This window comes from Polaribacter sp. M10 (assembly GCF_054968445.1).
Genome location: NZ_JBSSBG010000001.1, coordinates 520,346 through 544,128 on the forward strand (window position 1 = coordinate 520,346; position 23,783 = coordinate 544,128).

The 23,783-nt window shown below is 30.8% G+C and carries 18 protein-coding genes; 12 read left to right on the forward strand and 6 right to left on the reverse strand.

Translation table 11 applies throughout. The features are described from left to right. Positions 1-117: 117 nt before the first annotated feature. From serA to ACWYN7_RS02315, 3 genes are all read left to right on the forward strand, one after another. Positions 118-2,010, forward strand: coding sequence for a phosphoglycerate dehydrogenase (serA, locus tag ACWYN7_RS02305; protein ID WP_462858220.1), 1,893 nt, complete (start codon positions 118-120; stop codon positions 2,008-2,010). Between the two features lie 286 nt (positions 2,011-2,296). Further along, a complete protein-coding gene (locus tag ACWYN7_RS02310) occupies positions 2,297-5,428 on the forward strand; it encodes a SusC/RagA family TonB-linked outer membrane protein (RefSeq protein ID WP_462858221.1) in 3,132 nt (1,043 codons plus the stop codon). 30 nt (positions 5,429-5,458) lie between these two features. After that, complete coding sequence (locus ACWYN7_RS02315) at positions 5,459-7,075, forward strand: RagB/SusD family nutrient uptake outer membrane protein (protein WP_462858222.1); 1,617 nt, start codon at positions 5,459-5,461, stop codon at positions 7,073-7,075. A 580-nt stretch (positions 7,076-7,655) separates the two neighbouring features. On the opposite strand, the gene rseP is transcribed toward ACWYN7_RS02315, so the two are convergent. After that, positions 7,656-9,002, reverse strand: a complete 1,347-nt coding sequence (gene rseP, locus ACWYN7_RS02320) for an RIP metalloprotease RseP (RefSeq protein WP_462858223.1) — start codon at positions 9,000-9,002, stop codon at positions 7,656-7,658. Between the two features lie 171 nt (positions 9,003-9,173). Between rseP and ACWYN7_RS02325 the strand changes: the two genes are divergently transcribed. The 4 genes from ACWYN7_RS02325 (at position 9,174) to ACWYN7_RS02340 (ending at position 13,055) form a co-directional block, all read left to right on the forward strand. After that, positions 9,174-9,854: an SCO family protein gene (locus ACWYN7_RS02325; protein WP_462858224.1), complete on the forward strand. Its 681-nt coding sequence runs from the start codon at positions 9,174-9,176 to the stop codon at positions 9,852-9,854. Positions 9,855-9,937: 83 nt separating this feature from the next. Beyond that, positions 9,938-10,168: a FeoA family protein gene (locus ACWYN7_RS02330; protein WP_462858225.1), complete on the forward strand. Its 231-nt coding sequence runs from the start codon at positions 9,938-9,940 to the stop codon at positions 10,166-10,168. Next, positions 10,168-12,279 (forward strand): ferrous iron transport protein B, encoded by a 2,112-nt coding sequence (gene feoB, locus ACWYN7_RS02335; protein WP_462858226.1) that lies wholly within the window; start codon positions 10,168-10,170, stop codon positions 12,277-12,279. Before ACWYN7_RS02330 ends, feoB begins: the two co-directional genes overlap by 1 nt. A gap of 203 nt (positions 12,280-12,482) precedes the next feature. Next, positions 12,483-13,055 carry a DUF2911 domain-containing protein gene (locus ACWYN7_RS02340; RefSeq protein WP_462858227.1) on the forward strand — a complete coding sequence of 191 codons (573 nt, stop codon included), beginning with the start codon at positions 12,483-12,485 and terminating at the stop codon, positions 13,053-13,055. Between the two features lie 72 nt (positions 13,056-13,127). Here ACWYN7_RS02340 and galE read toward each other — a convergent pair whose 3' ends face one another. Both galE and ACWYN7_RS02350 read right to left on the reverse strand, forming a co-directional pair. Next, positions 13,128-14,138: a UDP-glucose 4-epimerase GalE gene (gene galE / locus ACWYN7_RS02345; protein ID WP_462858228.1), complete on the reverse strand. Its 1,011-nt coding sequence runs from the start codon at positions 14,136-14,138 to the stop codon at positions 13,128-13,130. 23 nt (positions 14,139-14,161) lie between these two features. Continuing rightward, positions 14,162-15,325: a DegT/DnrJ/EryC1/StrS family aminotransferase gene (locus ACWYN7_RS02350; protein ID WP_462858229.1), complete on the reverse strand. Its 1,164-nt coding sequence runs from the start codon at positions 15,323-15,325 to the stop codon at positions 14,162-14,164. A gap of 73 nt (positions 15,326-15,398) precedes the next feature. Here ACWYN7_RS02350 and ACWYN7_RS02355 point away from each other — a divergent pair, with 73 nt between their 5' ends. Further along, complete coding sequence (locus ACWYN7_RS02355) at positions 15,399-17,783, forward strand: penicillin acylase family protein (protein ID WP_462858230.1); 2,385 nt, start codon at positions 15,399-15,401, stop codon at positions 17,781-17,783. 3 nt (positions 17,784-17,786) lie between these two features. Here the strand turns inward: ACWYN7_RS02355 and ACWYN7_RS02360 are convergent, their stop codons facing one another. Genes ACWYN7_RS02360 through ACWYN7_RS02370 form a run of 3 tightly spaced genes read right to left on the reverse strand, consistent with a single transcriptional unit; the run spans position 17,787 to position 19,868 of the window. Further along, on the reverse strand, positions 17,787-18,473 hold the full coding sequence (locus ACWYN7_RS02360; protein WP_462858231.1) for an RluA family pseudouridine synthase: 687 nt from the start codon (positions 18,471-18,473) through the stop codon (positions 17,787-17,789). Between the two features lie 6 nt (positions 18,474-18,479). Beyond that, a complete protein-coding gene (gene yihA / locus ACWYN7_RS02365) occupies positions 18,480-19,091 on the reverse strand; it encodes a ribosome biogenesis GTP-binding protein YihA/YsxC (RefSeq protein ID WP_459485467.1) in 612 nt (203 codons plus the stop codon). A 12-nt stretch (positions 19,092-19,103) separates the two neighbouring features. Then, positions 19,104-19,868 carry an alpha/beta fold hydrolase gene (locus tag ACWYN7_RS02370; RefSeq protein WP_462858232.1) on the reverse strand — a complete coding sequence of 255 codons (765 nt, stop codon included), beginning with the start codon at positions 19,866-19,868 and terminating at the stop codon, positions 19,104-19,106. Positions 19,869-20,071: 203 nt separating this feature from the next. Between ACWYN7_RS02370 and mraZ the strand changes: the two genes are divergently transcribed. From mraZ to ACWYN7_RS02390, 4 genes are read left to right on the forward strand one after another with little or no spacing between them, the layout of a single operon-like run. After that, positions 20,072-20,539, forward strand: a complete 468-nt coding sequence (gene mraZ / locus ACWYN7_RS02375) for a division/cell wall cluster transcriptional repressor MraZ (protein WP_462858233.1) — start codon at positions 20,072-20,074, stop codon at positions 20,537-20,539. Then, complete coding sequence (gene rsmH / locus ACWYN7_RS02380; RefSeq protein WP_462858234.1) at positions 20,532-21,434, forward strand: 16S rRNA (cytosine(1402)-N(4))-methyltransferase RsmH; 903 nt, start codon at positions 20,532-20,534, stop codon at positions 21,432-21,434. Before mraZ ends, rsmH begins: the two co-directional genes overlap by 8 nt. A gap of 1 nt (position 21,435) precedes the next feature. Beyond that, the gene (locus tag ACWYN7_RS02385; protein WP_462858236.1) at positions 21,436-21,762 is read left to right on the forward strand and encodes an FtsL-like putative cell division protein; all 327 of its coding nucleotides are present in this window, start codon (positions 21,436-21,438) and stop codon (positions 21,760-21,762) included. A 59-nt stretch (positions 21,763-21,821) separates the two neighbouring features. Next, positions 21,822-23,783 carry a penicillin-binding protein gene (locus ACWYN7_RS02390; protein WP_462858300.1) on the forward strand — a complete coding sequence of 654 codons (1,962 nt, stop codon included), beginning with the start codon at positions 21,822-21,824 and terminating at the stop codon, positions 23,781-23,783.

Below are 23,783 nucleotides of genomic sequence, written 5' to 3' on the forward strand. Positions count from 1 at the left end.
ATGTTTTTTACAGAAATGCATTAATTAAATTTATATCATAAAACTGAAAACTTACTTCTTAATTCCCTACTATATTTGTAGATTTACTCACTTAAATTCAACCAAGATTTTAAAGTAATGATTACTACAAAAAGAAATTACATTTTCGACTTTGACAGCACCTTAACTCGTGTTGAGGCTTTAGATGTTTTAGCAGAAATTACGCTAGAGAACAATCCTAAGAAAGACGAAATTATTCAGCAAATTATAGATATCACCAATTTAGGAATAGATGGTGAAATCTCTTTTACAGAATCTTTAGAAAGAAGAATTAAGTTATTAAATGCTAATAAATCTGATTTAGAAGGATTAATTAAAGCTTTAAAAAAACAAGTTTCTAAATCTATAGAAAGTAATAAAGAGTTTTTTGAAGATTTTGCAGACGATATTTATGTAATTTCCTGTGGATTTAAAGAATTTATAGACCCTATTGTTGCAGAATATAACATTCCATCAGAAAGAGTATTTGCAAATACTTTTGAATTTGATACTGATGGAAAAATTGTTAGCTTTGATGCTAATAATCCATTATCACAACACAATGGAAAAATCAAGTGTTTAAGTGATATGAACCTTGAAGGAGAAATACAAGTAATTGGAGATGGTTATAGCGATTATGTAACTCGAGAAGCAGGTGTAGCAGACAAATTTTTTGCATACACAGAAAATGTTTCTAGAGATAAAACCACAAAAAACGCAGACCATATTGCTCCAAATTTAGATGAATTTTTATACGTTAACAAGTTGCCAAGAAATATAAGTTACCCAAAGAACCGAATTAAAATATTATTATTAGAAAATGTGCATCCAGATGCTTTTGCAAAGTTATCTAAAGATGGATTTTCTGTAGAAACTGTTTCTAAAAGTTTATCAGAAGATGAATTGATAGAAAAAATAAAAGATGTACACGTTTTAGGAATCCGCTCTAAAACACAAGTAACCCAAAAAGTAGTAGATGCTGCAGAAAGACTAATGGTGGTTAGTGCATTTTGTATAGGAACAAAGCAAATTGATTTAGAGGCTTGTAAAGAAAAAGGAATTGTTGTTTTTAATGCACCTTATAGTAATACACGCTCTGTAGTAGAATTGGCTATTGGAGAAATTATTATGTTAATGCGTTCTGTTTTTCAAAGAAGCACAGAAATACATAATGGTCAGTGGCAAAAAACAGCTGCAGGTTCTAGAGAGGTTCGTGGTAAAAAATTAGGTATTGTAGGTTATGGTAATATTGGTAAACAATTATCAGTTTTAGCAGAAGCCTTAGGTATGGATGTTTATTATTATGATGTAGAAGATAAACTCTCTTTAGGGAATGCTACAAAAATGAGTTCTTTAGAAGAGCTTTTAGCAATTTCTGATGCTGTAAGTTTACACGTAGATGATAATGCAGCTAACAAAAATTTCTTCGGAGAAAAAGAAATTTCACAAATGAAAGATGGTGCAGTGCTTGTAAATTTAGCACGTGGTTTTGTGGTAGATATTCCTGCTTTGGTTGCTGCACTAAAAAGTAAAAAATTATCAGGTGCTGCAATTGATGTTTATCCTTCTGAACCAAGAAAAAATGGCGAGTTCGAAACAGAATTAAGAGGATTGCCAAATGTAATTTTAACACCTCACGTTGGTGGAAGTACAGAAGAAGCACAAAGAGATATTGCAGACTTTGTACCTAGTAAAATTATGGCTTACATTAACTCAGGTAATACTGTAGATGCTGTAAATTTCCCAAATATTCGTTTGCCAAGACAAACAAACGCACATCGTTTTTTACATATTCATAAAAATGTTCCAGGAGTAATGGCAGAAATCAATAAGATTTTAGCAAAATACGAATTGAATATTAATGGTCAATATTTATCTACAGATCCTAAAGTTGGTTATGTAATTACTGATCTAGATAAAGAGTACAATAAAGAAGTTATAGACGAGTTAAGAGCAGTAGAAGGTACTATTAAATTTAGGGTACTGTATTAACACTATTTTACTTAAGTATATAAAAGCCTCTAAATGTTAAAATGCATTTAGAGGTTTTTTTATAAATGCTATTTAAAATCTGTAATCTAAAACGCTTATATGGTGCAGAATAGTTAGAGAAAAGTAAGTTTTATCCTCTTTTTCAATTAAATTTTAACATGGCAACAAAGTTAACGAAACGTTAAATACGCGTATTTGCTATTGTTAAAATTTGAAATTGAAGTGAATTATATTAACAAAATTTTTAGTTTCGTTACATATTAATATAAATCAATTCAAATTTTTTATGAAACAAATTAACAAAAAAGCGTTGTTGTTGGTATTTCTCTTGGGAGTTATTACATCAATAAGTGCACAAAAGTTGTCGGTTACTGGAACTGTTTCTGACGAATCAGGGGTTTTACCTGGGGTAAGTATTCTTATTAAAGGTACTTCTACTGGTACAGAAACTGATTTTGATGGAAAATATAAAATATCAGCAGCAAAAGGTGATGTTTTAGTTTTTCGTTACTTAGGATATAAAACAGCTGAAAAAACTGTTGGAAATTCTACTACTATCAATGTATCAATGGTAGAAGATAGTAGTGTGTTAGAAGAAGTAATTGTAGTTGCTTATGGTACTACAACAAAAGAAGCTTTTACAGGTTCTGCTAATGTAGTTGGCGAAAAAGAATTAGCACTTAGAACTGTTACCAATCCAATTGCTGCCATAGAAGGTAAAGCAACAGGGGTTCAGTTTATTTCTGCTTCTGGTCAACCAGGTTCTTCACCAGGTATTGTTATTCGTGGTGTAGGTACGTTAAATGGTAGTACAGCTCCACTATATATTGTAGATGGAATGCAATTTGATGGATCTCTTAGTTCAATCAACCAAGATGATATTGCGTCTATGACAGTATTAAAAGATGCTGCATCTACCTCATTATATGGTTCTAGAGCTGCAAATGGTGTTGTTATTATTACTACTAAAAAAGGTAAAAAAGGTAAATTAGCTGTAAATGCATCAACACAATATAGTGTTATTACAAGAGCTATTGATAATTACGAAACAGTAGGAGCAAAATCTTACTACGAGTTAATGTGGGAAGCTTACAAGAATACGTTAAGTGGTACTGATGTAGAGGCTCAAGCTTCTGCTACAATATTTAACCAATTAGGATACAATCCTTTTGATGTTGCAAACGATCAAATTGTTGGTACTGATGGTAAAATAAATCCTAATGCAAATCTTAAATACGAATCTTTAGACTGGTTCGATTATTTAGAAAGAACAGGTTCTAGAGAAAATCATTCTGTAAATGTTGCTTCTGGAGGAGACAACTACAATGTGTTTTACTCTGCGTCTTTTTTAAGAGAAAAAGGTTACGTTATAGAAAGTGATTATGAGAGAGTTACAAATAGAATTAACGCTGATTTTCAGCCAACTAAAAGTATTTCTATTGGTGGTAGTGCTTACATTACAACATCAGATTCTCATGGACCAACAAGTGGAGGTTCTGGATCTATAGTTAATCCATTTAACTGGGCAACAGATTTAGGTCCTATTTACCCAGTTTATCAAGTAGATAATAATGGTGCAATTATTAATGATGCATCTGGAAATCCACTATATGATTTAGGAGAAGGATACCCTGATTATAACATTCAAACAAGACCATACAACCCAGGTAGACATGGTATTGCTGAGTTAATTTTAAACGAAGATGTTAATAGATTAAACCTTTATGGATTTAGAAATTATTTAGAGGTTAGTATTTTAGATGGTTTAAAAGCTAAAGTAACTTATGGTAGAGATATCCAAGATAATATCACTAAAGGATATGAAAACGAAATCGTAGGTGATGGGGCTCCAACAGGTAGATATAGCGAAGACAGATATAGAAGAGTAATTGAAAACTTTACTCAGATCTTATCTTATGGAAAATCTTTTAATGATGTACATAACTTAGATGTTACTTTAGGTCATGAAAGTATGGATAGAAATTTCTCTGCAATGGGTGGTATTGCAAATACTCAAACTGCAACAGGTATTTATGAGTTTGATAATTTTGCAGCTGGAGATAACGTAGATGGTAGTAGTACTGACCACAGAATTGAAGGTTATTTTGCAAGATTAAACTACAACTTTGATAGTAAATATTACTTAAGTGCTTCTGTAAGAAGAGATGGTACATCTAGACTTGCTAAAGATTCACGTTGGGGAACTTTTTATTCAGTAGGTGGTTCTTGGAGAATAGACCAAGAAAAATTTATGGAAAATGTATCTTTTGTAGATAGATTAAAGTTAAGAGCTTCTTATGGAGAGATAGGAAACGAAAGAATTGGTAGTTACTATGCTTCTCAAGCTTTATATACAATTTATCCAAACGCAGGTGCACCTGGTATTTTTTGGAGTAGCACTGGTAACGCATTATTAGAATGGGAAAACCAAATTAGTTGGGATGTTGCTTTAGAGTTTGGTTTGTTTAATAATTTCTTAGATGGTTCTGTAGAATTCTATAAAAAAACATCAAAAGATTTATTATATAATTTACCAATTCCAATTTCTGAAGGTTTAAATGAAGCACCTACAAACTTAGGAGATATTTATAACCAAGGTATCGAAATAGGATTAACAGGTCACTTATTAAAAACGAAAGATTTTAACTGGGATTTAACATTACAAGCTTCTACGTTAAAGAACGAAATTACAAAACTAGATAGCCCTGCAGATAACGGTTCTAAACGTTGGGAAGTTGGTAGATCTAGATATGATTTTTACATTTATCACTATGCAGGTGTAGATCCAGATAATGGAGACGCTCTTTATTATATGTTTGAAGATGATTTAGAAAATGGTACTAGAGTTCCTGTGTTAAATGCAGATGGTACTCAATCTACTACTAACGATTATCAAGAAGCAGGAGAAGCTTATACAGGAGATAGTAGTATACCAGATTTAATTGGTTCAATTTCTAACTCTTTCAGATACAAGCAATTTTCTTTAGATTTCTTATTCACATACGGAATTGGAGGTAAAATTTTAGATGGTGGTTATTCTAATGTAATGCATGCTGGTACTTATGGTAGATCTTTACACGTTGATGCTGAAAATGCTTGGAGAAATCCAGGAGATATTACAGATGTACCTCGTTTAGAAAATGGTAACCCAAATCAAACTGTTGCTGGTTCTACTCGTTTCTTAACTGACGCTTCTTACATAGCTTTAAGAAATATTAACTTTGGTTACAGTGTAGATAAAGAAATAGCAGCAAAATTAGGTTTAAACACGTTACGTTTTTCAGTTTCAGGAGAAAACCTTTTTATAAGCGCAAAAAGAAAAGGTATCAACCCTCAGTATAACTTAGCTGGTACTCAAAGTGGTAATGATTTTAACCCTTCTAGAATAATTACTATGGGTTTAAACTTATCTTTTTAAAAAATAATTAATAAATAAAAATATTACAATATGTTACGAAAAATAAACCTATTAATTTTAGGGTTACTTGTAGTTTTTGTTACGGGTTGTTCAGAAGATTTTCTGGAAACTACACCAACAGATTCTATATCAGAGAACGCCGCATTTGCGAGTGTAGATAATATGTTTTTGGTGTTAAATGGTTTGCATAGACAAATGTATTCTCAAAATCCATTACCAGGAACAGCTTCAAGTAGAAGTGGACAAAGTCACTTTATGCCATCTTTAGATGCTATGGGTGGAGGAATGATTCACTCATCACCAGGTAATGGTTGGATGAGAAGTGATTTACAGTGGTTAACACATACAAATGCAAATTTTACAACTGTTAATAACTTTTGGTATGAGCGTTATCACTTTATTGCAACAGCAAATAATTTAATAAACCAAATTGAAGATAAAGGTTATGAAACTGCAGATCCAGATGTTAGAAATATTCTTGGTCAAGCATACGCTTACAGAGCATGGGCTTATCACCAATTAGTTACTACTTATGCTAAAGGATACTTAATTGGTACGCCTTCTACAGATCCTGGAGTTCCTTTATTATTAGTTGCTGGTGCACCTTATACAAGTGAGCCAAGATCTACTGTACAAGTTATTTACGATCAAATAAATGCAGATATTGCAAATTCAATTAGCTTTTTTAACGGTGCTTCTAGCCCTGATAATAAATCTCACTTATCTATTAATGCTGCTCAGGGTATTAAAGCAAGAGTAGATTTATCTCAAGGTAATTGGGCAGGTGCAGCTACAGCAGCAGCAGCAGCAAGAGATGGTTTTCCATTGTTAACAGAGTCTGCTTGGTTATCAGGCTTTAACTCTGCAAGCTTATCAGAAGTAATATGGGCAGGTACAGTAATTGATTCTGAAACAAATTACTTCCAATCGTATTTCTACTATATTTCTCCTACTTTTAACGGTAGCCAGAATAGAAGTAATCCTAAGTTAATCAATAAAGAAGTTTACGATGCTATACCAGATACGGATTTTAGAATTAATATGGCTTTACCTTTAGCTCCAAATACAAATTCTTCTGCGTCTAATAGCCTTGGAGGTAGTTTCGAAACTGATCCTAATTATGATAATGCAGACGATTTTTGGGATGCTTGGGAAGCTATTATTACTGAGTATGGTATGACAACTGGTCATAATACTCACCCATATATGGCTGTTAAATTTTTACAAGCTAATCCTGGAACTATAGACCCAGATGATGTAATTTATATGAGAGCATCTGAAATGTATTTAATCGAAGCAGAAGCAAAAGCTATGTTAAACGATATTTCAGGAGCACAAGCAGTATTACAAACTTTTGGTTCTAGTAGAGATACTGCATATGATGCATCTATTTTTACAACTCAAGATGCTTTAATGGATCATATTAAATGGCAAAGAGCTGTAGAACTTTATGGAGAAGGTTTCAGTTTCCACGATCACATTCGTTGGGATGAAGGAATTGATATGACCAATTCTGGAGCTTCTGAAGTTTTATATAGAGACGGATTTATGCAAGACAAACCATCTGTTAATGATGATTGGATTTGGAAAATTCCACAGGCTGAAATTGATGCCAATCCAAACTTAACTGAGGCAGATCAAAACTAAGAATTTAGCTGATGTTTAGCTTTTAAATTGTCAGGCATTTTAACTGACAGTTTTAAATATAAAATGAAAACCAGAACAAGAAATTGTTCTGGTTTTTTTATTTTATTTATTCTATCGATGAATATCTCAAAGATTTATAAAAATTATAGCCTTACTTCCATTTATAAATAAAATCAAGCTTCTATTATCATTTCAACTTTAAAATTTTAATAAGAATTTATCTGGGTTGTTAAGAATTAATGTTAAAACTATAGATTTAGTAGAAACTCAAACAAGCGCTTTAATATTAATTTAGATTACATATTGGGTAATTTAGGACTTGTTAACTATTTGATAATTAGTTACCTTAATGGGGTCTAAACTAAATTAACTAATTATGAAAGCTTGTCCCAAATGTAAATCTACATCAAGATATAGAATGAAAAGGGATTGGTATGTAAAACTAATACCAGGTACACACTCTTATGCCTGCGATAAATGCAACACAAGGTATACTTGGTTTCCAATCATAAATCGTTCTATTTAAAACTAAAAAAACCTCGCATTTGCGAGGTTTTTCAATATTATAAAATTTTATAGATTATTTAAATAGCCTAAAAATATCATTACCGTTTGCAAAGAGTAGCAGTGCAACTAATAAAACAAAACCAACTACTTGAGCGTATTCTAAAAATTTATCACCAGGTTTTTTACCTGTAATCATTTCCCAAAGCGTAAATACAACGTGGCCACCATCTAAAGCCGGAATTGGTAAAAGGTTCATAAAACCTAACATAATAGATAAGAAAGCTGTAATGTTCCAGAAAGATTCTGCACTCCATTCATCAGGAAAAATACTACCAATAGAAATAAAACCACCTAAACCTTTATAAGCACCAGTACTTGGGTTAAAAATCTTCTTTAATTGTTTTACGTAATCTGTTAAAGTTTTCCAAGATTTGTTCCAACCAGCAGGAATTGCTTCTGCAAAAGAATATTCGATATCAGCTAAATCATAATATCCTAATTTTTCTAAATCTTTGTATTTTAATCCTGCAAATGCAACACCAATTTTACCTTCGTTTGTTATTTTTAAAGTAATATCTTTAATTTCAGTTCCTCTTTTTATGGTTGCAGTTACTTCTTGTCCTTTGTAATTAGATAATACTTCTTCTGCTTCATCATAATATTTTAAAGCATTACCATTTATAGCAGTAATAATGTCTTTCGCTTTAAGTTCTGAATCAATATTTGGCGAATCTTCTGAAATTTCTGCAATTGCAAACGGATAACGTGGGTATAAAAATGCACCTGCTTCTCTGCCACGATCCATTAATTGAGAAATAAAATCCGTAGGAATTTCCTTGTCAATGATAACACCATTTCTTTCAATCTGAAAATTATTTCCGTTGATAAACTCTAAAGTTAAACCAGAGAATTTTTTAATTTTCTGTCCATCAATAGTTAAAATTTTATCACCCGTTTGTAAACCTAAATTCATAGCCAGCGAGTCTTGTACCCAAATACCATCTTTTACATTTTCATTTGGCAAGTACTTTTCTCCATAAGCATACATCAACATAATGTAAATAAAAATACCCAAAACAAAGTTTACAAAAACACCACCAAGCATAATAATTAAACGTTGCCAAGCAGGTTTAGAGCGGAACTCCCAAGGTTGTGCTGGTTGTTTCATTTGTTCAGTATCCATACTTTCATCAATCATTCCAGATATTTTTACATATCCTCCTAAAGGAATCCAACCAATACCATAAACGGTGTCTCCAACTTTTTTCTTAAGTAAAGAAAATTTATAATCAAAAAATAGATAGAATTTTTCTACTCTTGTTTTAAACAATTTTGCAGGGATAAAGTGCCCTAATTCGTGCAAAACAATTAATAAAGATAAACTTAGTATAAATTGCGATGCTTTTACTAATATTTCCATTCAGCGTTAAATCATAATTAAAAAACGCACAAATGTACGTTTTTAAAAAGAGGATAAAAAGAACTATTTAAGGTTGATTTTTATTTTTAACAAACATTTTAAGGTAAATTTATTTCTTGCTGTTTTTTTAGGCTATTTTTAAGCCTTAAATTTGCAGAAATAACTCGTTTAATGGATTTTAAATTCTTCAAAAAAAGCAAATCAACATTAGTATTTTTAATTGTTTTTTCGGCAGTTTCATTACCCGTTTTTTATCATTTATTAAAGGTTGATAAAAAACTTAAAATTTATAGTCCTGCTGATGTTAATCCTAGTTTGGTAGATGTTTCTGTAAAACATATTACAAAAGATCACACCATTGCAGACTTTGAATTAACAAATCAAAATGGAGAAATAATCACCAATAAAAATTATAAAAACAAAATTTATGTGGCCGATTTTTTCTTTACACGTTGTACAAATATTTGTATTGCAATGGCTTACAATATGAGTGAATTACAAGAGTTTTATAAAGATGATGATGACATAATGTTTTTATCGCATTCAGTTACTCCTGTTATAGATAGTGTTGCTGTTTTAAAAGAATATGCAATTAATAAGGGTGTAATTGATGGTAAATGGAATGTAACCACAGGCTCTAAAAAACACATTTATGAGCTTGCCAGAAAAAGTTATTTTGCAGTTATTGAAGATGGTGATGGAGGTGAAAACGATTTTATACACACAGAACAATTTGTGTTAATTGATAAAGAAAGACGAATTCGTGGTTTTTACGATGGTACAGAAAAAAAGGATATGGAAAAATTAAAGAATGATGTGGCCATACTAAAACAAGAATATAGCGCAAAATAACTTGTTTAGAATCATTCTAAAGTATTATATTTGTAATCAATAATATGCCCGCTTTTAGCGGGATTCTTTTTATACTAAACGATTTGAGCACAATTGCAACATTAAGTATTGGTGAAATAGGTTATATTTCTGAAGAGTCTTTAGATTTTATTCCTTTAAAATTATTAGAAATGGGTTGTTTGCCAGGAGCAGAGGTAGAGTTAGTTCAAATAGCGCCATTAAAAGATCCGATTTACATTTGTGTAAATGGTAGTCATTTGGCAATTAGAAAAGAAACAGCAAGTCAAATTCAAATTCTTAAAGCAAATAATTAATGTCTAAAAACGATATAAAAGTTGCTTTAATAGGAAATCCGAATACTGGAAAAACTTCATTATTTAATCAACTTACAGGTTTAAATCAAAAAGTAGGAAATTATCCCGGAGTTACTGTAGATAAAAAACAAGGCGTTAGTAAATTATCTGCAACTCAGAATGCTATAATTACAGATTTACCAGGTACTTATAGCATTAATCCAACTTCGATAGATGAAAGTATTGTTTTAAAAACCTTATTAAATAAAGATATAAAAACATCACCAGATGTAATTTTGGTGGTTGCAGATGTAGAAAATTTAAAAAGAAATTTACTGCTTTTTTCACAAATTAAAGACTTAGAAATTCCGACAGTTTTGGCTATTAATATGGTAGATCAAATGAATCGAAAAGGAATTTCGATAGATTTATCACTTTTAAAAAAAGAGTTAAACACAGAAATAGTTTTAATAAGTGCAAGAAAAAACGAAGGAATAAAAGAAGTTAAAGAAGCCATAATTCGTTGTCATGTAGCTGCAAAAGCATCACCTTTATGTGGTATTAATTCTAAAATAGATCCAGATTATTTTTACAAATTAAAAGAAATTAGCCCTAATTATAGTTTGTATCAATTGTGGTTAATGGTTACTCAAAATAATTTTCCAGATACCATTACAAAAGAGGAAAAAGAAAAATTATTAGCCTTTAAACAAGACATTTCTAAATTAAAAAAATACCAACACAAAGAAACAATTTATCGTTATCAAGAGATTAATAAAATTTTAAAGAAAACCTATTTAGTAGATAAAACAAAAGCCAAGGACTTAAGAAGTAGATTAGATAAAGTTTTTACCCATAAAATTTTTGGTTATGTAATTTTTAGTCTCATTTTACTCGTAATTTTTCAATCTATTTTTGATTGGTCATCAATTCCTATGGATTTTATTGATGCTACTTTTGCTCAGATTGCAGATTTTGCCAAAAGTAATTTACCAGAAGGCGTGCTAACAGATTTATTAACAGAAGGAATAATTCCCGGATTTGGAGGAGTAATAATTTTTATACCTCAAATTGCCATTCTGTTTTTATTTATTGCCATTTTAGAAGAAACAGGTTACATGAGTAGAGTTGTTTTTTTAATGGATAAAATTATGCGACGTTTTGGGATGAATGGTAAAAGTATTATTCCTTTAATTTCTGGAACAGCATGTGCAATACCAGCAATTATGGCAACAAGAACCATTTCTAGTTGGAAAGAACGATTGATAACTATTTTGGTAACACCATTTACAACCTGTTCTGCACGATTGCCAGTTTATGCAATATTAATTGCGCTAATTATTCCTGATACAAAAATCTTCGGATTTTTAAATTTACAAGGTTTAGTGCTGTTATCCTTATATTTTTTAGGTTTTGCATCTGCTGTAATTGCGGCTTACATTTTACACAAAACATTAAAAATAAACTCAAAATCGTTTTTTGTAGTAGAAATGCCAAATTACAAGTTGCCTTCGGTAAAAAATATCTTTTTCGAAGTTTTAGAAAAAACAAAAGCATTTGTTTTTGGAGCAGGAAAAATAATTATGGCACTTTCTATTGTGCTATGGTTTTTGGCTTCTAATGGAGGCAGTGAATTTAAAAATGTAGAGCAAAATGTAATTGCAAAAGTTGAGAATCAAAATTTAAGTGATGATGAGCTTCAGCAAAAAATTGCATCAGTAAAATTAGAAAAATCTTATATTGGTGTTTTAGGAAAAACAATAGAGCCCGCAATTAAACCTTTAGGTTACGATTGGAAAATTGGAATTGCCTTAATAACATCTTTTGCAGCTCGTGAAGTTTTTGTAGGTACTTTAGCTACTATTTATAGTGTAGAAGCAGATGATGAAGATACCACAACCATTAAACAGAAAATGGCCTCTGAAGTAAACCCAGATACTGGAAAAAAACGATTTAATTTTTCTGTAGGTATGTCTTTAATGGTATTCTACGCATTTGCTATGCAGTGTATGGCAACATTAGCCATTGTAAAACGTGAAACAAAATCTTGGAAATGGCCTTTAATTCAGTTATTTGGAATGGCATTATTGGCCTATGTTTCATCATTAATAACCTATCAAATTTTAAGTTAATGCAACAAGTTATCGTTTATCTTTTAGTGGCCTTGGCCGTTGTTTTTTTGATAAAAAAATATGTTTTTCCATCAAATAAGCAAAAAAACTGTAGTTCAGACTGTAATTGTCATTAATATTAACAGAAACTTAAGATTTGTAACTGAAAGGTTTTATAACTTTATGATAACAAAAGACAGAACAAAAACTTAATTTTAAAATATATGAAGAAAGCTATTTTATCTATTGCAATTTTTACCATTGCATTAATTTCATCAACAAACACATTTGCACAAAAATTTCCAAAATTAGATGTCAGTCCTATGGATGCAGCTTCTTACCCAACAAATTGGAGAAATGCAGATAAATTGGTAAAAATAGTTTATAGTAGACCACAATTAAAAGGTAGAGCGTTAAGTAAATTGGCGCCTAAAGATAAAGTTTGGAGAACAGGAGCTAATGAAGCTGCAGAAATTACATTTTATGCAGATGTTATTTTTGGTGATAAAAAAGTAAAAGCAGGTACTTATACTTTATTTACCATTCCTGGTGATTCTGAATGGACCGTAATTTTAAGCAATCAAAAAAATGTTTGGGGTTCTTATTTTTATGATGAAACAGAAGATGTTGTAAGAGTTACAGCAGCTGTTTCTACAATTAAAGATTCTATAGAAGCTTTTTCTATTGTGTTTGAAGGTGAAGATGATGAAGCAATGCTGAATTTAGGTTGGGCAAATACTGTAGTTTCTTTACCTGTAAAAGCCGATGTTGCAGAAGCGGAAGTGGAGAAAGAATAACAAAAAATAAAAGAAATAAAAAACCTCAAAATTTTAATTTTGAGGTTTTTTATTTTGATAGGTACACAAAAACTAAGATTGTTTTTGTTGCCATTTCCAAGCAGATTCTAAAGCTTCTGCAAGGTCTTTTTCTGTCTTCCAGTTTAATTCTTTATTAGCAATTGTGGTATCAGCATAGGCAGCAACAACATCACCTTCACGTCTGTCTACAATTTTATAATTTAATTTTAAATTGTTTACTTTTTCAAAAGTATGAATTACCTCTAAAACAGAACTTCCAGTTCCTGTACCAATATTAAAATATTCAAATGCTTTTTTATTCTTTTTATTGATTAATCTTGTTAAGGCAGCAATGTGTGCCTTTGCTAAATCTACAACATGAATATAATCACGAACAGCTGTTCCATCTTCAGTAGGATAATCATCACCAAAAACAGACAATTGCTCACGAATTCCAGCAGCAGTCTGTGTAATAAATGGAATTAAGTTTTGAGGAACTCCTAATGGTAATTCGCCAATTTTAACAGAAGGATGTGCTCCAACAGGATTAAAATAACGCAATGCAATTGTATTAATATTGTGCGCATTACTAGCATCTCTAATAATTTCTTCACCAATTTGTTTGGTATTTCCATATACAGATTCTGCAGCTTTTACAGGTGCATTTTCTGTAATTGGCAGTTCATCTGCTTGTCCGTAAACTGTACAAGAAGAAGAAAAGATAAAATTATCTAAATTACGATCTCTCATTTCTTGTAAAAGATATACCAAACTACCAATGTTATTTTCGTAATATTCTAATGGTTTTCCCATACTTTCTCCAACAGCTTTATAAGCAGCAAAATGGATAATACCATCTACTTTGTTGGTGTCGAAAAAATGTTTCACGTCATTTTTAACTCGTAAATCTATTTGATGAAAATCTGGTTTAGTACCAGTTATTGCTGTAATATTATCTAAAACAGAAATTGTTGTGTTCGATAAATCGTCTATAATTACCACTTCAAAACCTTCGTTTTGTAATTCTACTACTGTGTGCGATCCTATAAAACCTAGACCTCCTGTTACTAATATTCTTTTCATTTGTTTAATTGTTTTAGGGTTAATTATTTTAAAAAGTTGATGATTGTTTCTGTAATAAAAGTGAGTTGTTCTTTATCTAATTCTGTGTGCATAGGTAAAGAGATCACTATTTTTATTAATTTGTTAGTTACAGGAAAATCTTCTTCTTTATACCTTTCATCTTGATACGCTTTTTGCGAATGTAAAGCTACTGGATAATAAATTGCATTAGGTATGCCTTCTGCTAGCAAATGCTTGTGCAATTCATCTCTTTTTCCGTTTGTAATTTGTAGTGTATATTGATGATATACGTGGCAGTCGCAAACATCGCAAATAGAATTACAATGCGCTGTTTTGTTAGATTTTACAGTGGGTGTAATAATGTTTGGATGATTGGCAAAAGCATTATTATAAAAGCGAGCTGCATTTCTACGAGCATTACAATAACTATCTAGCTTTGGTAATTTTGCTTTTAATACAGCTGCTTGTACAGAATCTAATCTAGAGTTTACACCAACCACATCATGATAATATCTTTCATACATTCCGTGATTTACAATTCCACGAATGGTGTGTGCCAATTCATCATCATTTGTAAAAATAGCACCTCCATCTCCATAACAACCTAAGTTTTTTGATGGAAAAAAAGAAGTTGTACCCACATTACCAATAGTTCCTGCTTTTTTTTGCGAACCGTCTTTAAAAGTATAATTAGCACCAATTGCTTGTGCATTATCTTCAATTACAAATAAATTATGTGCTTTTGCTATTTCTAAAACGGCATCCATATTGGCTACTTGTCCAAATAAATGAACAGGTACAATGGCTTTGGTTTTTGGTGTAATTGCTTTTTTTAATGCGTCTATATCAATATTAAAAGTATCTTCTTCTACATCAACCAAAACAGGAGTTAATTTTAAAAGTGCAATTACTTCTACAGTTGCAGCAAAAGTAAAATCTGCTGTAATTACTTCATCACCTTGTTCTAAACCTAAACCCATCATTGCAATTTGCAAGGCATCTGTTCCGTTTGCGCAAGGAATTACGTGTTTTACGCCTAAATATTCTTCTAAATCTTGTTGAAATTCTTTTACTAAAGGACCATTTATATATGCTGATGAGTTTAAAACTTCCTGAATTGAAGTGTCTACAGTTTCTTTAATTTGTTGATATTGACTTTGCAAATCAACCATTTGAATTTTTTTCATAAAACCTCCATAAATTTATACTTCAAAAATACAATTTAAATCCTTTATCTTTGATATGATCAAATGTTTTCATATGAAATTTATAAAAAATATTCTAAAAATAGTTGTTGTTTTCATTATTCTAATCGCAATTGTGGTTTTTGGATATTCAAAATTCAATCAGCCTAAATATACAGGAAATTTAGAGCTTTCTAATTTATCTGATGAAGTTACTGTTTATTTTGATGAAATTGGTGTGCCTCACATTAATGCTTACAATCAAAAAGATGCTTATTTGGCTTTGGGTTATGTACATGCGCAAGATAGATTGTGGCAAATGGAACTCATCAGAAGAATTGCTCCAGGAAGATTGTCAGAAATTTTTGGTAAAGATTTAGTAAGCACAGATGTGTTTTTCTCTGGATTAGGAATAGAAGAAGCTGCTGATAAAACAATGGCTAGTTTAGATAAAAACTCAGATTTTTATATTTTGTCTCAAGCATATTTAGATGGAATTAATCAATTTATTGAGGAAGGCGAAACGCCTTTAGAATTTAGTTTATTAGGGATAGCAAAAGAAAAATATACCCTAAAAGACATCTATAATGTGTTTGGTTATATGTCTTTTAGTTTTGCTGTGGCTCATAAAACAGATCCACTATTAACCGAAATAAAAGAGAAATTAGGGAAACCTTATTTAGATGAAGTTTTAGGTGCTTACTCTAAAAATTTGCTCATCAATAAAATGGATAGCGTTTCAAAAATAAACGCAAAATTTTCTAAAAGTGTAAGTGCAATTATGGATAATATGCCAGTATCATCTTTAATTGGTAGTAATTCTTGGGTAATTGGTGCAGATAAAACTAAAAATGGAAAAGTGATTTTTGCTAATGATCCACATATTGGCTATTCGCAACCTTCTGTTTGGTATCAGAATCATATAAAAACACTTGATTTTGAGATGTATGGATTTAATATTGCCTTAATGCCTTTTCCATTATTGGGTCATAATAAAGATTATGCATATGGTTTAACAATGTTGGCTAACGACGATTTAAATTTCTATATAGAAGAAAATCATCCAGAAAAAAATACTGCTTATAAAACAGTTAATGGTTATAAAAATTACGAATTAAGAACAAAAACAATTAAGGTTAAAGGTGATGTAGATACTACTTTTCAAGTAAAAGTTTCTGATCATGGACCAATTATGAACGGAATTATTTCGCATTTAAATGATGAAAGACCTATTGCAATGCATTGGATTTATACGCAATTAAAAAATGAAATGTTGGATGTTTCTCACGGAATTTCTCACGCTAATTCTTTGGCTGATTTTAAAAAATCTGTTGCTAAAATTCATGCACCTGGTTTAAATGTTATGTATGGTGATACTGATGATAATATTGCTTGGTTTGCCTCTGCAAAATTGTATCAATTAAGAGACAGTTTATCTTCTAAAATCTTTTTAGATGGTGCTTCTGGAAATGATGAAATTACTGAATATTTAGATTTTAATGAAAATCCAAAATCTATAAATCCAAAATCGAATTATGTGTATTCTGCCAATCATCAACCAGATTCTGTAAGGGGAAAATTATATCCTGGTTATTATCAACCAGAAAATAGAACCAAAAGAATTGTTACCCTTTTAGAAGCTAAAAACGATTTTACAAAACAAGATGTTGCAGAAATGTTGTATGATGTTACTTCTTCTGTAGATCATAAAATTGCCAGAGATTTGTTAAAATATGTAGCAAAAAATAAATTAGGTCCTTCTGAAAAACAAGCATTTTCAATTTTAGAAAAGTGGGAAGGAGCTTATTTAAAATCATCGATTGCACCAACCATTTACAATCGATTTTTGTTTGAGTTTTTACAAAATACTTATAAAGATGAATTAGGTGATGGTTTTGATTTATTTATAAATTCGCAACTTCAAGACCAAGTTTTGCCAAATCAAATTGCTAGAGAAAATTCTGTTTGGTGGGATGATTTATCAACAAAAAATAAAGTAGAAACAAAAATAGAAATTATTACAAAATCGTATAAAAATGCGATTGCTTTTCTGCAAAATCAATTGGGAGAAAATGTAGAAAGTTGGTTTTGGGAAAGAGTAATTTCTGTAGAACACGAACATGCAATTGGGAAAGCTGGCGGACTTTTACGTAAAATTTTTAATGTTGGTCCTTTTAAAACTGTTGGTGGTAATGAGGTGATTAATAATCAGATTTTTAAGTTAGATAGTACTGGTGTTTATAAAATTACAGCTGGCCCATCTTCTAGAAGAGTTGTCGATTTTTCTGATGTAGAAAATAGTTTAGGTATTGTTCCAACTGGTCAATCTGGTAATATTTTTAGCGATTATTATAAAGATCAAGCAGAAAAATATGTTGATGGTAAATTTGAAAAAATGAAATTGAATGAAGCTGAAATTAAAAAAAGTGAGAATATATTGATTCTAAAACCCAAGAATTAAGTTTTAGAGGCAAGCATTCCAAATAACTTCATTTGGAGTTGGTGCAATTATCGAAATCTGATCTTTAGAAACTGGGTGAATAAATTCGATTTTTCTGGCATGTAAATGTATGCTTCCATCTTTGTTGCTTCTGTTAAATCCGTATTTTAAATCGCCTTTAATAGGAAAACCAATAGCAGATAATTGCGCTCTAATTTGATGATGTCTACCTGTTTCTAAATCAATTTCTAGCAAAGTGTAGTTGTCTAGTTTTTTAAGAATAGTATAATGTAAAACGGCTCTTTTAGATCCTGCAATTTCTTTGTTAAAAACAGAAGATTTGTTGTTCTTAGGATTCTTTTTTAAGAAATTAATAAGCGTGTCTTTTTCTTTCTTCGGATGATTTTTAACTACTGCCCAATAGGTTTTGTTGATTTTTTTATCGCGCAACATTTTGTTTAAGCGCTCTAAAGCTTTAGAAGTTCTTGCAAAAATAATTACACCAGAAGTAGGTCTGTCTAAACGATGCACAACACCTAAAAAAACATTGCCTGCTTTGTTGTATTTTTCTTTAATATATTCCTTTACAACATCACTTAAAGGTTTATCTCCGGTTTTATCACCTTGGGTAATATCTCCAGAACGTTTGTTAACAATAATAATATGATTGTCTTCAAACAAAATTTGTAAGTTGCCTTTATGAGAATGCATGATGGATTATTTAAAATCTTTGGCTACATCTTTATTTACACCATCTATAAATTCTAAAAATTCTTTACGCCCTAAACCAGAAGTAGAAGAGGTTAAAAAAGAAGTTGGCACAGTTTCCCAGTGTTGTAATAATTTTTTCTTGTAAGATGTAATTTGCTTATTTAATTTAGAGCTTGGCAATTTATCTGCTTTTGTAAAAACCAAGCAAAAAGGAATTTGATTTTCGCCTAAAAAGCGCATAAAATCTAAATCAATTTTTTGAGGATCGTGTCTAGAATCAATCAAAACAAAAGTACAAACCAATTGTTCTCTTTCTTTAAAGTAGTTTTCTATAAAGTATTGAAAAATAACTCTTTTTTTCTTAGAAACTTGTGCATAACCATAGCCAGGTAAATCTACCAAAAACCATTCGTCATTAATTTTAAAATGATTAATTAATTGCGTTTTACCAGGTTTTCCAGAAGTTTTTGCAAGCGCTTTACGCTCCATTAACATGTTTATTAATGAAGATTTACCAACGTTAGAACGTCCAATAAAAGCATATTCTGGTAGCCTTTCTTTAGGTGCATTAATAACATTGCTGTTACTCATTACAAATTCAGCAGTTTTAATTTTCACAACGTAAAATGTTTAGAATTTTGTCGATTTTAACCAATCACCCAAAATCTGATTAAATTCTTCAGGTCTTTCCATCATTGCAGCATGTCCACATTTATCGATCCAAAACAAGTTCGAGTTTGGTAACAATTTATGAAAATCGTGAGCAACTTCAGGAGGTGTAACTCCATCTTGTTTTCCCCAAATTAAACAGGTTGGTTGTTGCATGTTTGGCAAATCATTGGCCATATTATGCCTAATAGCGCTTTTTGCAATAGAAATGGTTTTTAATGCTTTTATTCTGTCGTTAACAGTAGCATATACATCATCTACCAATTCTTTAGTTGCTACAGCAGGATCATAAAAAACATCTTTCGCTTTCTGCTCTATAAATTCGTAGTTTCCTCTTTTCGGAAAACTATCTCCCATTGCATTTTCATACAGACCAGAACTACCTGTAAGTACAAGACCACTTACTTTTTCTGGGTAATGCTTGGTAAAATACAATGCAATATGGCCACCTAAAGAGTTTCCTAAAAGAATAGCATTATATATGTCTTTATACTCTAGAAAATCTTTTAAGTAGGCTGCTAAATTTTTAACGTTCGTTTTTATTAAAGGAAGCGTATATAATGGTAATTCAGGTATTAATACTGTATAACCATTGTTAGAAAAGTAATCGAATGTTGCTCCAAAATTACTTAAAGCACCCATTAAACCGTGTAAAACAATGATTGCAGGTCCTTCTCCAGCTTCTGCATATGTAAACTTTCCTTCAGTTTTTAACTTGTCAGTCATTGATTTTTGTTTGAATTCACTAAACGCAAATGTACTTCTTTTTTATGATATAAAAACTCATTTCATATTCAGTTAGTTAGAGTTGTTAACAACTGTTTTTACTTATAAATAAAGGGGCTGCTCTGTTTTTATTAACAAAGTGGTAAAAAGTGGTAAAAAGTGGTATTTTTTGTATATTTTTGAACTATAAATCGAGATTTTAAGTGATAAACCTAATTGGGGAACATAATTGCAAGGCAGATGCCAAAGGAAGAGTGATGCTACCATCTACTTTTAAAAAAGCACTTGCCCCAGTTTTACAAAAAGGTTTTGTGTTAAAGCAATCTATTTTTGAGTCTTGTTTAGAGCTGTATCCAATGCAAGAATGGGATACAACAATGGCAGAGGTTAGTAAAAAAAATAGGTTCAATAAAAAAACAAACGATTTCATAAGAATATTTTCAGCGGGCGTAAAGTTAGTAGAATTAGACGCAACTGGTAGGTTTTTAATACCAAAGAATTTGTGCGATTTTGCTGGAATAAAAAAAGAAATTGTAATGTCTGCTTCAGCAGGTATAATTGAAATTTGGGATAAAGAGAAATACGAAAAAGCAATTGCAGCTGCAAGAGATAATTTTGCGCAATTGGCAGAAGAAGTAATGGGAGATTCAAATAATAATGATAATGAGTAATTACCACAATCCTGTTTTATTACACGAAAGTATAGATGCATTAGCCATAAAAGAAGATGGTGTTTATGTTGATGTAACTTTTGGTGGTGGAGGTCATTCTAAAGAAATTTTAAACAGACTTGGTAAAAACGGAAAATTGTTTGCTTTTGATCAAGATCCTGATGCTTTAGAAAATGAAATTGATGATGAGCGTTTTGTGTTAATACCAGAAAATTTTAGATATATCTCTAGGTTTTTAAGGTTTCATAGAATAAAAAAAGTTGATGGAATTCTGGCAGATTTAGGAGTTTCTTCTCATCAATTTGATGAAGCTGAAAGAGGTTTTTCAACACGATTTGAAGGTGATTTAGATATGAGAATGAATCAAAAATCTAAAAAATCGGCTAAAGAAATTATCAACAATTATTCTGAAGAACAATTAGCAGCTATTTTATTTGCTTATGGTGAGTTAAGAAATTCGAGAAAGATAGCAAGACTTATAGTTCATGCTAGAGGTAATAAAAAAATTGAAACCAGTTTTCAGTTAAAAGAAGCTTTAAAAACAGTTTTGCCAAAAGCAAAAGAACATAAAATATTGGCTCAGATTTTTCAGGCAATCAGAATTGAAGTAAATGAAGAATTAGAGGTTTTAAAAGAGTTTTTAGAACAGGTGCCGAATTTATTAAATGATGAAGGTAGATTAAGTGTTATTTCTTATCATTCTCTAGAAGATCGATTGGTAAAAAGGTTTATAAGAACAGGGTTGTTTGAGGGTGAGCCAGAAAAAGATGTTTTTGGAAATTCAAATGAACCTTTAAAAAAAATAGGAAAATTAATTATTCCGAAACCAGAAGAAATCAAAATTAACAATAGAGCAAGAAGTGCAAAATTAAGAATTGCAACTTTAAAGAATTAAAATGGCAAAGGTTAAAAAAGGAGTTTATGATTTTTTAAGAGGAAGTTTCCTTACAGATGAATCAGCTTTTAAAAATTGGCGAATTATCATTTTTGTGGTGTTGTTGATGTTAATTATGATTTACAGTGCACATAGTTCTGAACAGAAAGTTTTTCAAATTTCAGAATTAAATAAAAGAAAAAGAGAATTAAGAGCAGAATATGTAGATACAGGTACCATTTTAATGCGAATGAAAATGGAATCTAGCATAAGAGAAAAAGCAAAGGCAAGAGGGTTAAAGCCGTCAAAAACTCCTCCAAAAAAAATAAAAGTAACGATTAAAGATTAATAAAATTGGCAACTCACAAAAAAAGCATACTTACCAAATTCTACATAGTAGCTTCTTTTATGACGCTAATTTTGTTTGCAATCATTTTTAGGGTTGTAGACATTCAATATTTTCAAGGAGAAAAATACAAAAAACTTTCTACAGAACTTACAGTTAAGCAATTTACAATTGCTGCTAATAAAGGAAATGTTTATGCTGCAGATGGTAATTTGTTAGCAACTTCAATGTCTAAATATACCATTAGAATGGATGTTGTTGCTGTAGATGGAGAGGTTTTTGAAAAAAATATTGCGGGTTTGTCTAAAGAGTTGTCAAAAATGTTGGGTAGATCTGCAAGTTACTATCAGAATAAATTAAGAACAGCCAAAAAACGCAAAAACAGGTATTTGTTAATTGCTAGAAATGTTGGGTATAATGATTATCTAAAAATTAAAACATTCCCAATTTTTAAATTAGGTGTTTATCAAGGTGGCTTTATTGCAGAACATAAAACTGTGCGTGCGCATCCAATTGGTAAAATTGCAGAACGTACAATTGGTTATGATGATTTTAGAGGAGAAGCAGGTATAGAAGGTGCTTTTGCAGATTTTATGCAAGGTGAAAATGGTTTAAGATGGAAACAGAAAATTGCTAAAAATCAATGGAAACCAATTTCTGATGTAAATGAAAAAGAACCCATAGATGGTCATGATATTATTACAACTATAGATGTAAATATTCAAGATATTACGCATCATGCTTTGTTACGTCAGTTAGAAAATTTTTATGCAGATCATGGTTGTGCAGTAGTTATGGAAACTGAAACAGGAGAAATTAAAGCGATTTCTAATCTAGGAAGAACATCAAAAGGAAAATATTTTGAAAAGAGAAATTACGCAGTTTGGGAAAGTCATGAGCCAGGTTCTACTTTTAAACTAGCAAGTTTAATGGCGGCTTTAGATGATAAAGTAATTGATACATCTACAGTGGTTGATACAGAAAAAGGAAGAATTTACATCAATAACAGAAAAGTAGAAGATTCTAGAAGAGGTGGTTATGGTAAAATTTCTGCAGCGCGTGTTTTTGAGGTTTCGTCTAATGTTGGTATTGTTAAGTTGATAAAAAAGCATTACGATCATCAACCAGAAAAATTTATTTCAAAAATAGAAGATTATGGTTTTACAAAACCAATTGGTTTTCAAATTAAAGGTGAAGGAAAACCTTATGTGCCAAAACCATCAGATAAAAGTTGGAGTAAAATTTCTTTAGAATGGATGTCTTGGGGGTATGGAATTTCTGTAACACCAATGCAAACACTCATGTTTTATAATGCTGTTGCCAATAATGGAGTTATGGTAAAACCGCGTTTTGTAAAAGAATTAAGAAGAGAAGATAAAGCAGAAAAGGTTTTTGAAACCGAGATTGTTAATCCACAAATTGCATCCGAAGAAACGTTAAGTAAAATTAAAAAAGTGATGGAAAATGTAGTTATTAAAGGAACTGCAGATAATATTTATTCTCCAAACTTTTCTATGGCTGGTAAAACTGGTACTGCTAAAAAATACATTCCAAGAACTAAAAACAGTAAAGGAGAATGGCAAGGTGGTTATTATTCTACCAAAGAATATGTGGCATCTTTTGCAGGTTTTTTTCCTGCTGATGAACCAAAGTATTCGTGTATAGTTGTGGTGCATAACCCCGATAAAAAGAAAGGATATTATGGAGCAACAGTAGCTGCACCAGTGTTTAAAGAAATTGCTCAGAAAATTTATACAACAACGCCTATAGACAATCAATCTGTAGACGATAAAGTAGAATTTGCAGCAATAGACAATCAATACAATACCTACAATAAATTGTTAAGTGTAGATTTTGCAAAAGTGCCAAATGTTAAAGGTATGAATGGAATGGATGCTGTATCAATTTTAGAAAATATAGGCTTAAAAGTAAAATTTTCTGGAGTTGGCAAAGTAAAATCGCAGTCTATAAAAAAAGGAGAAAAGTTAGTAAAAGGAAGTACCATTATTTTAAAATTATCATAA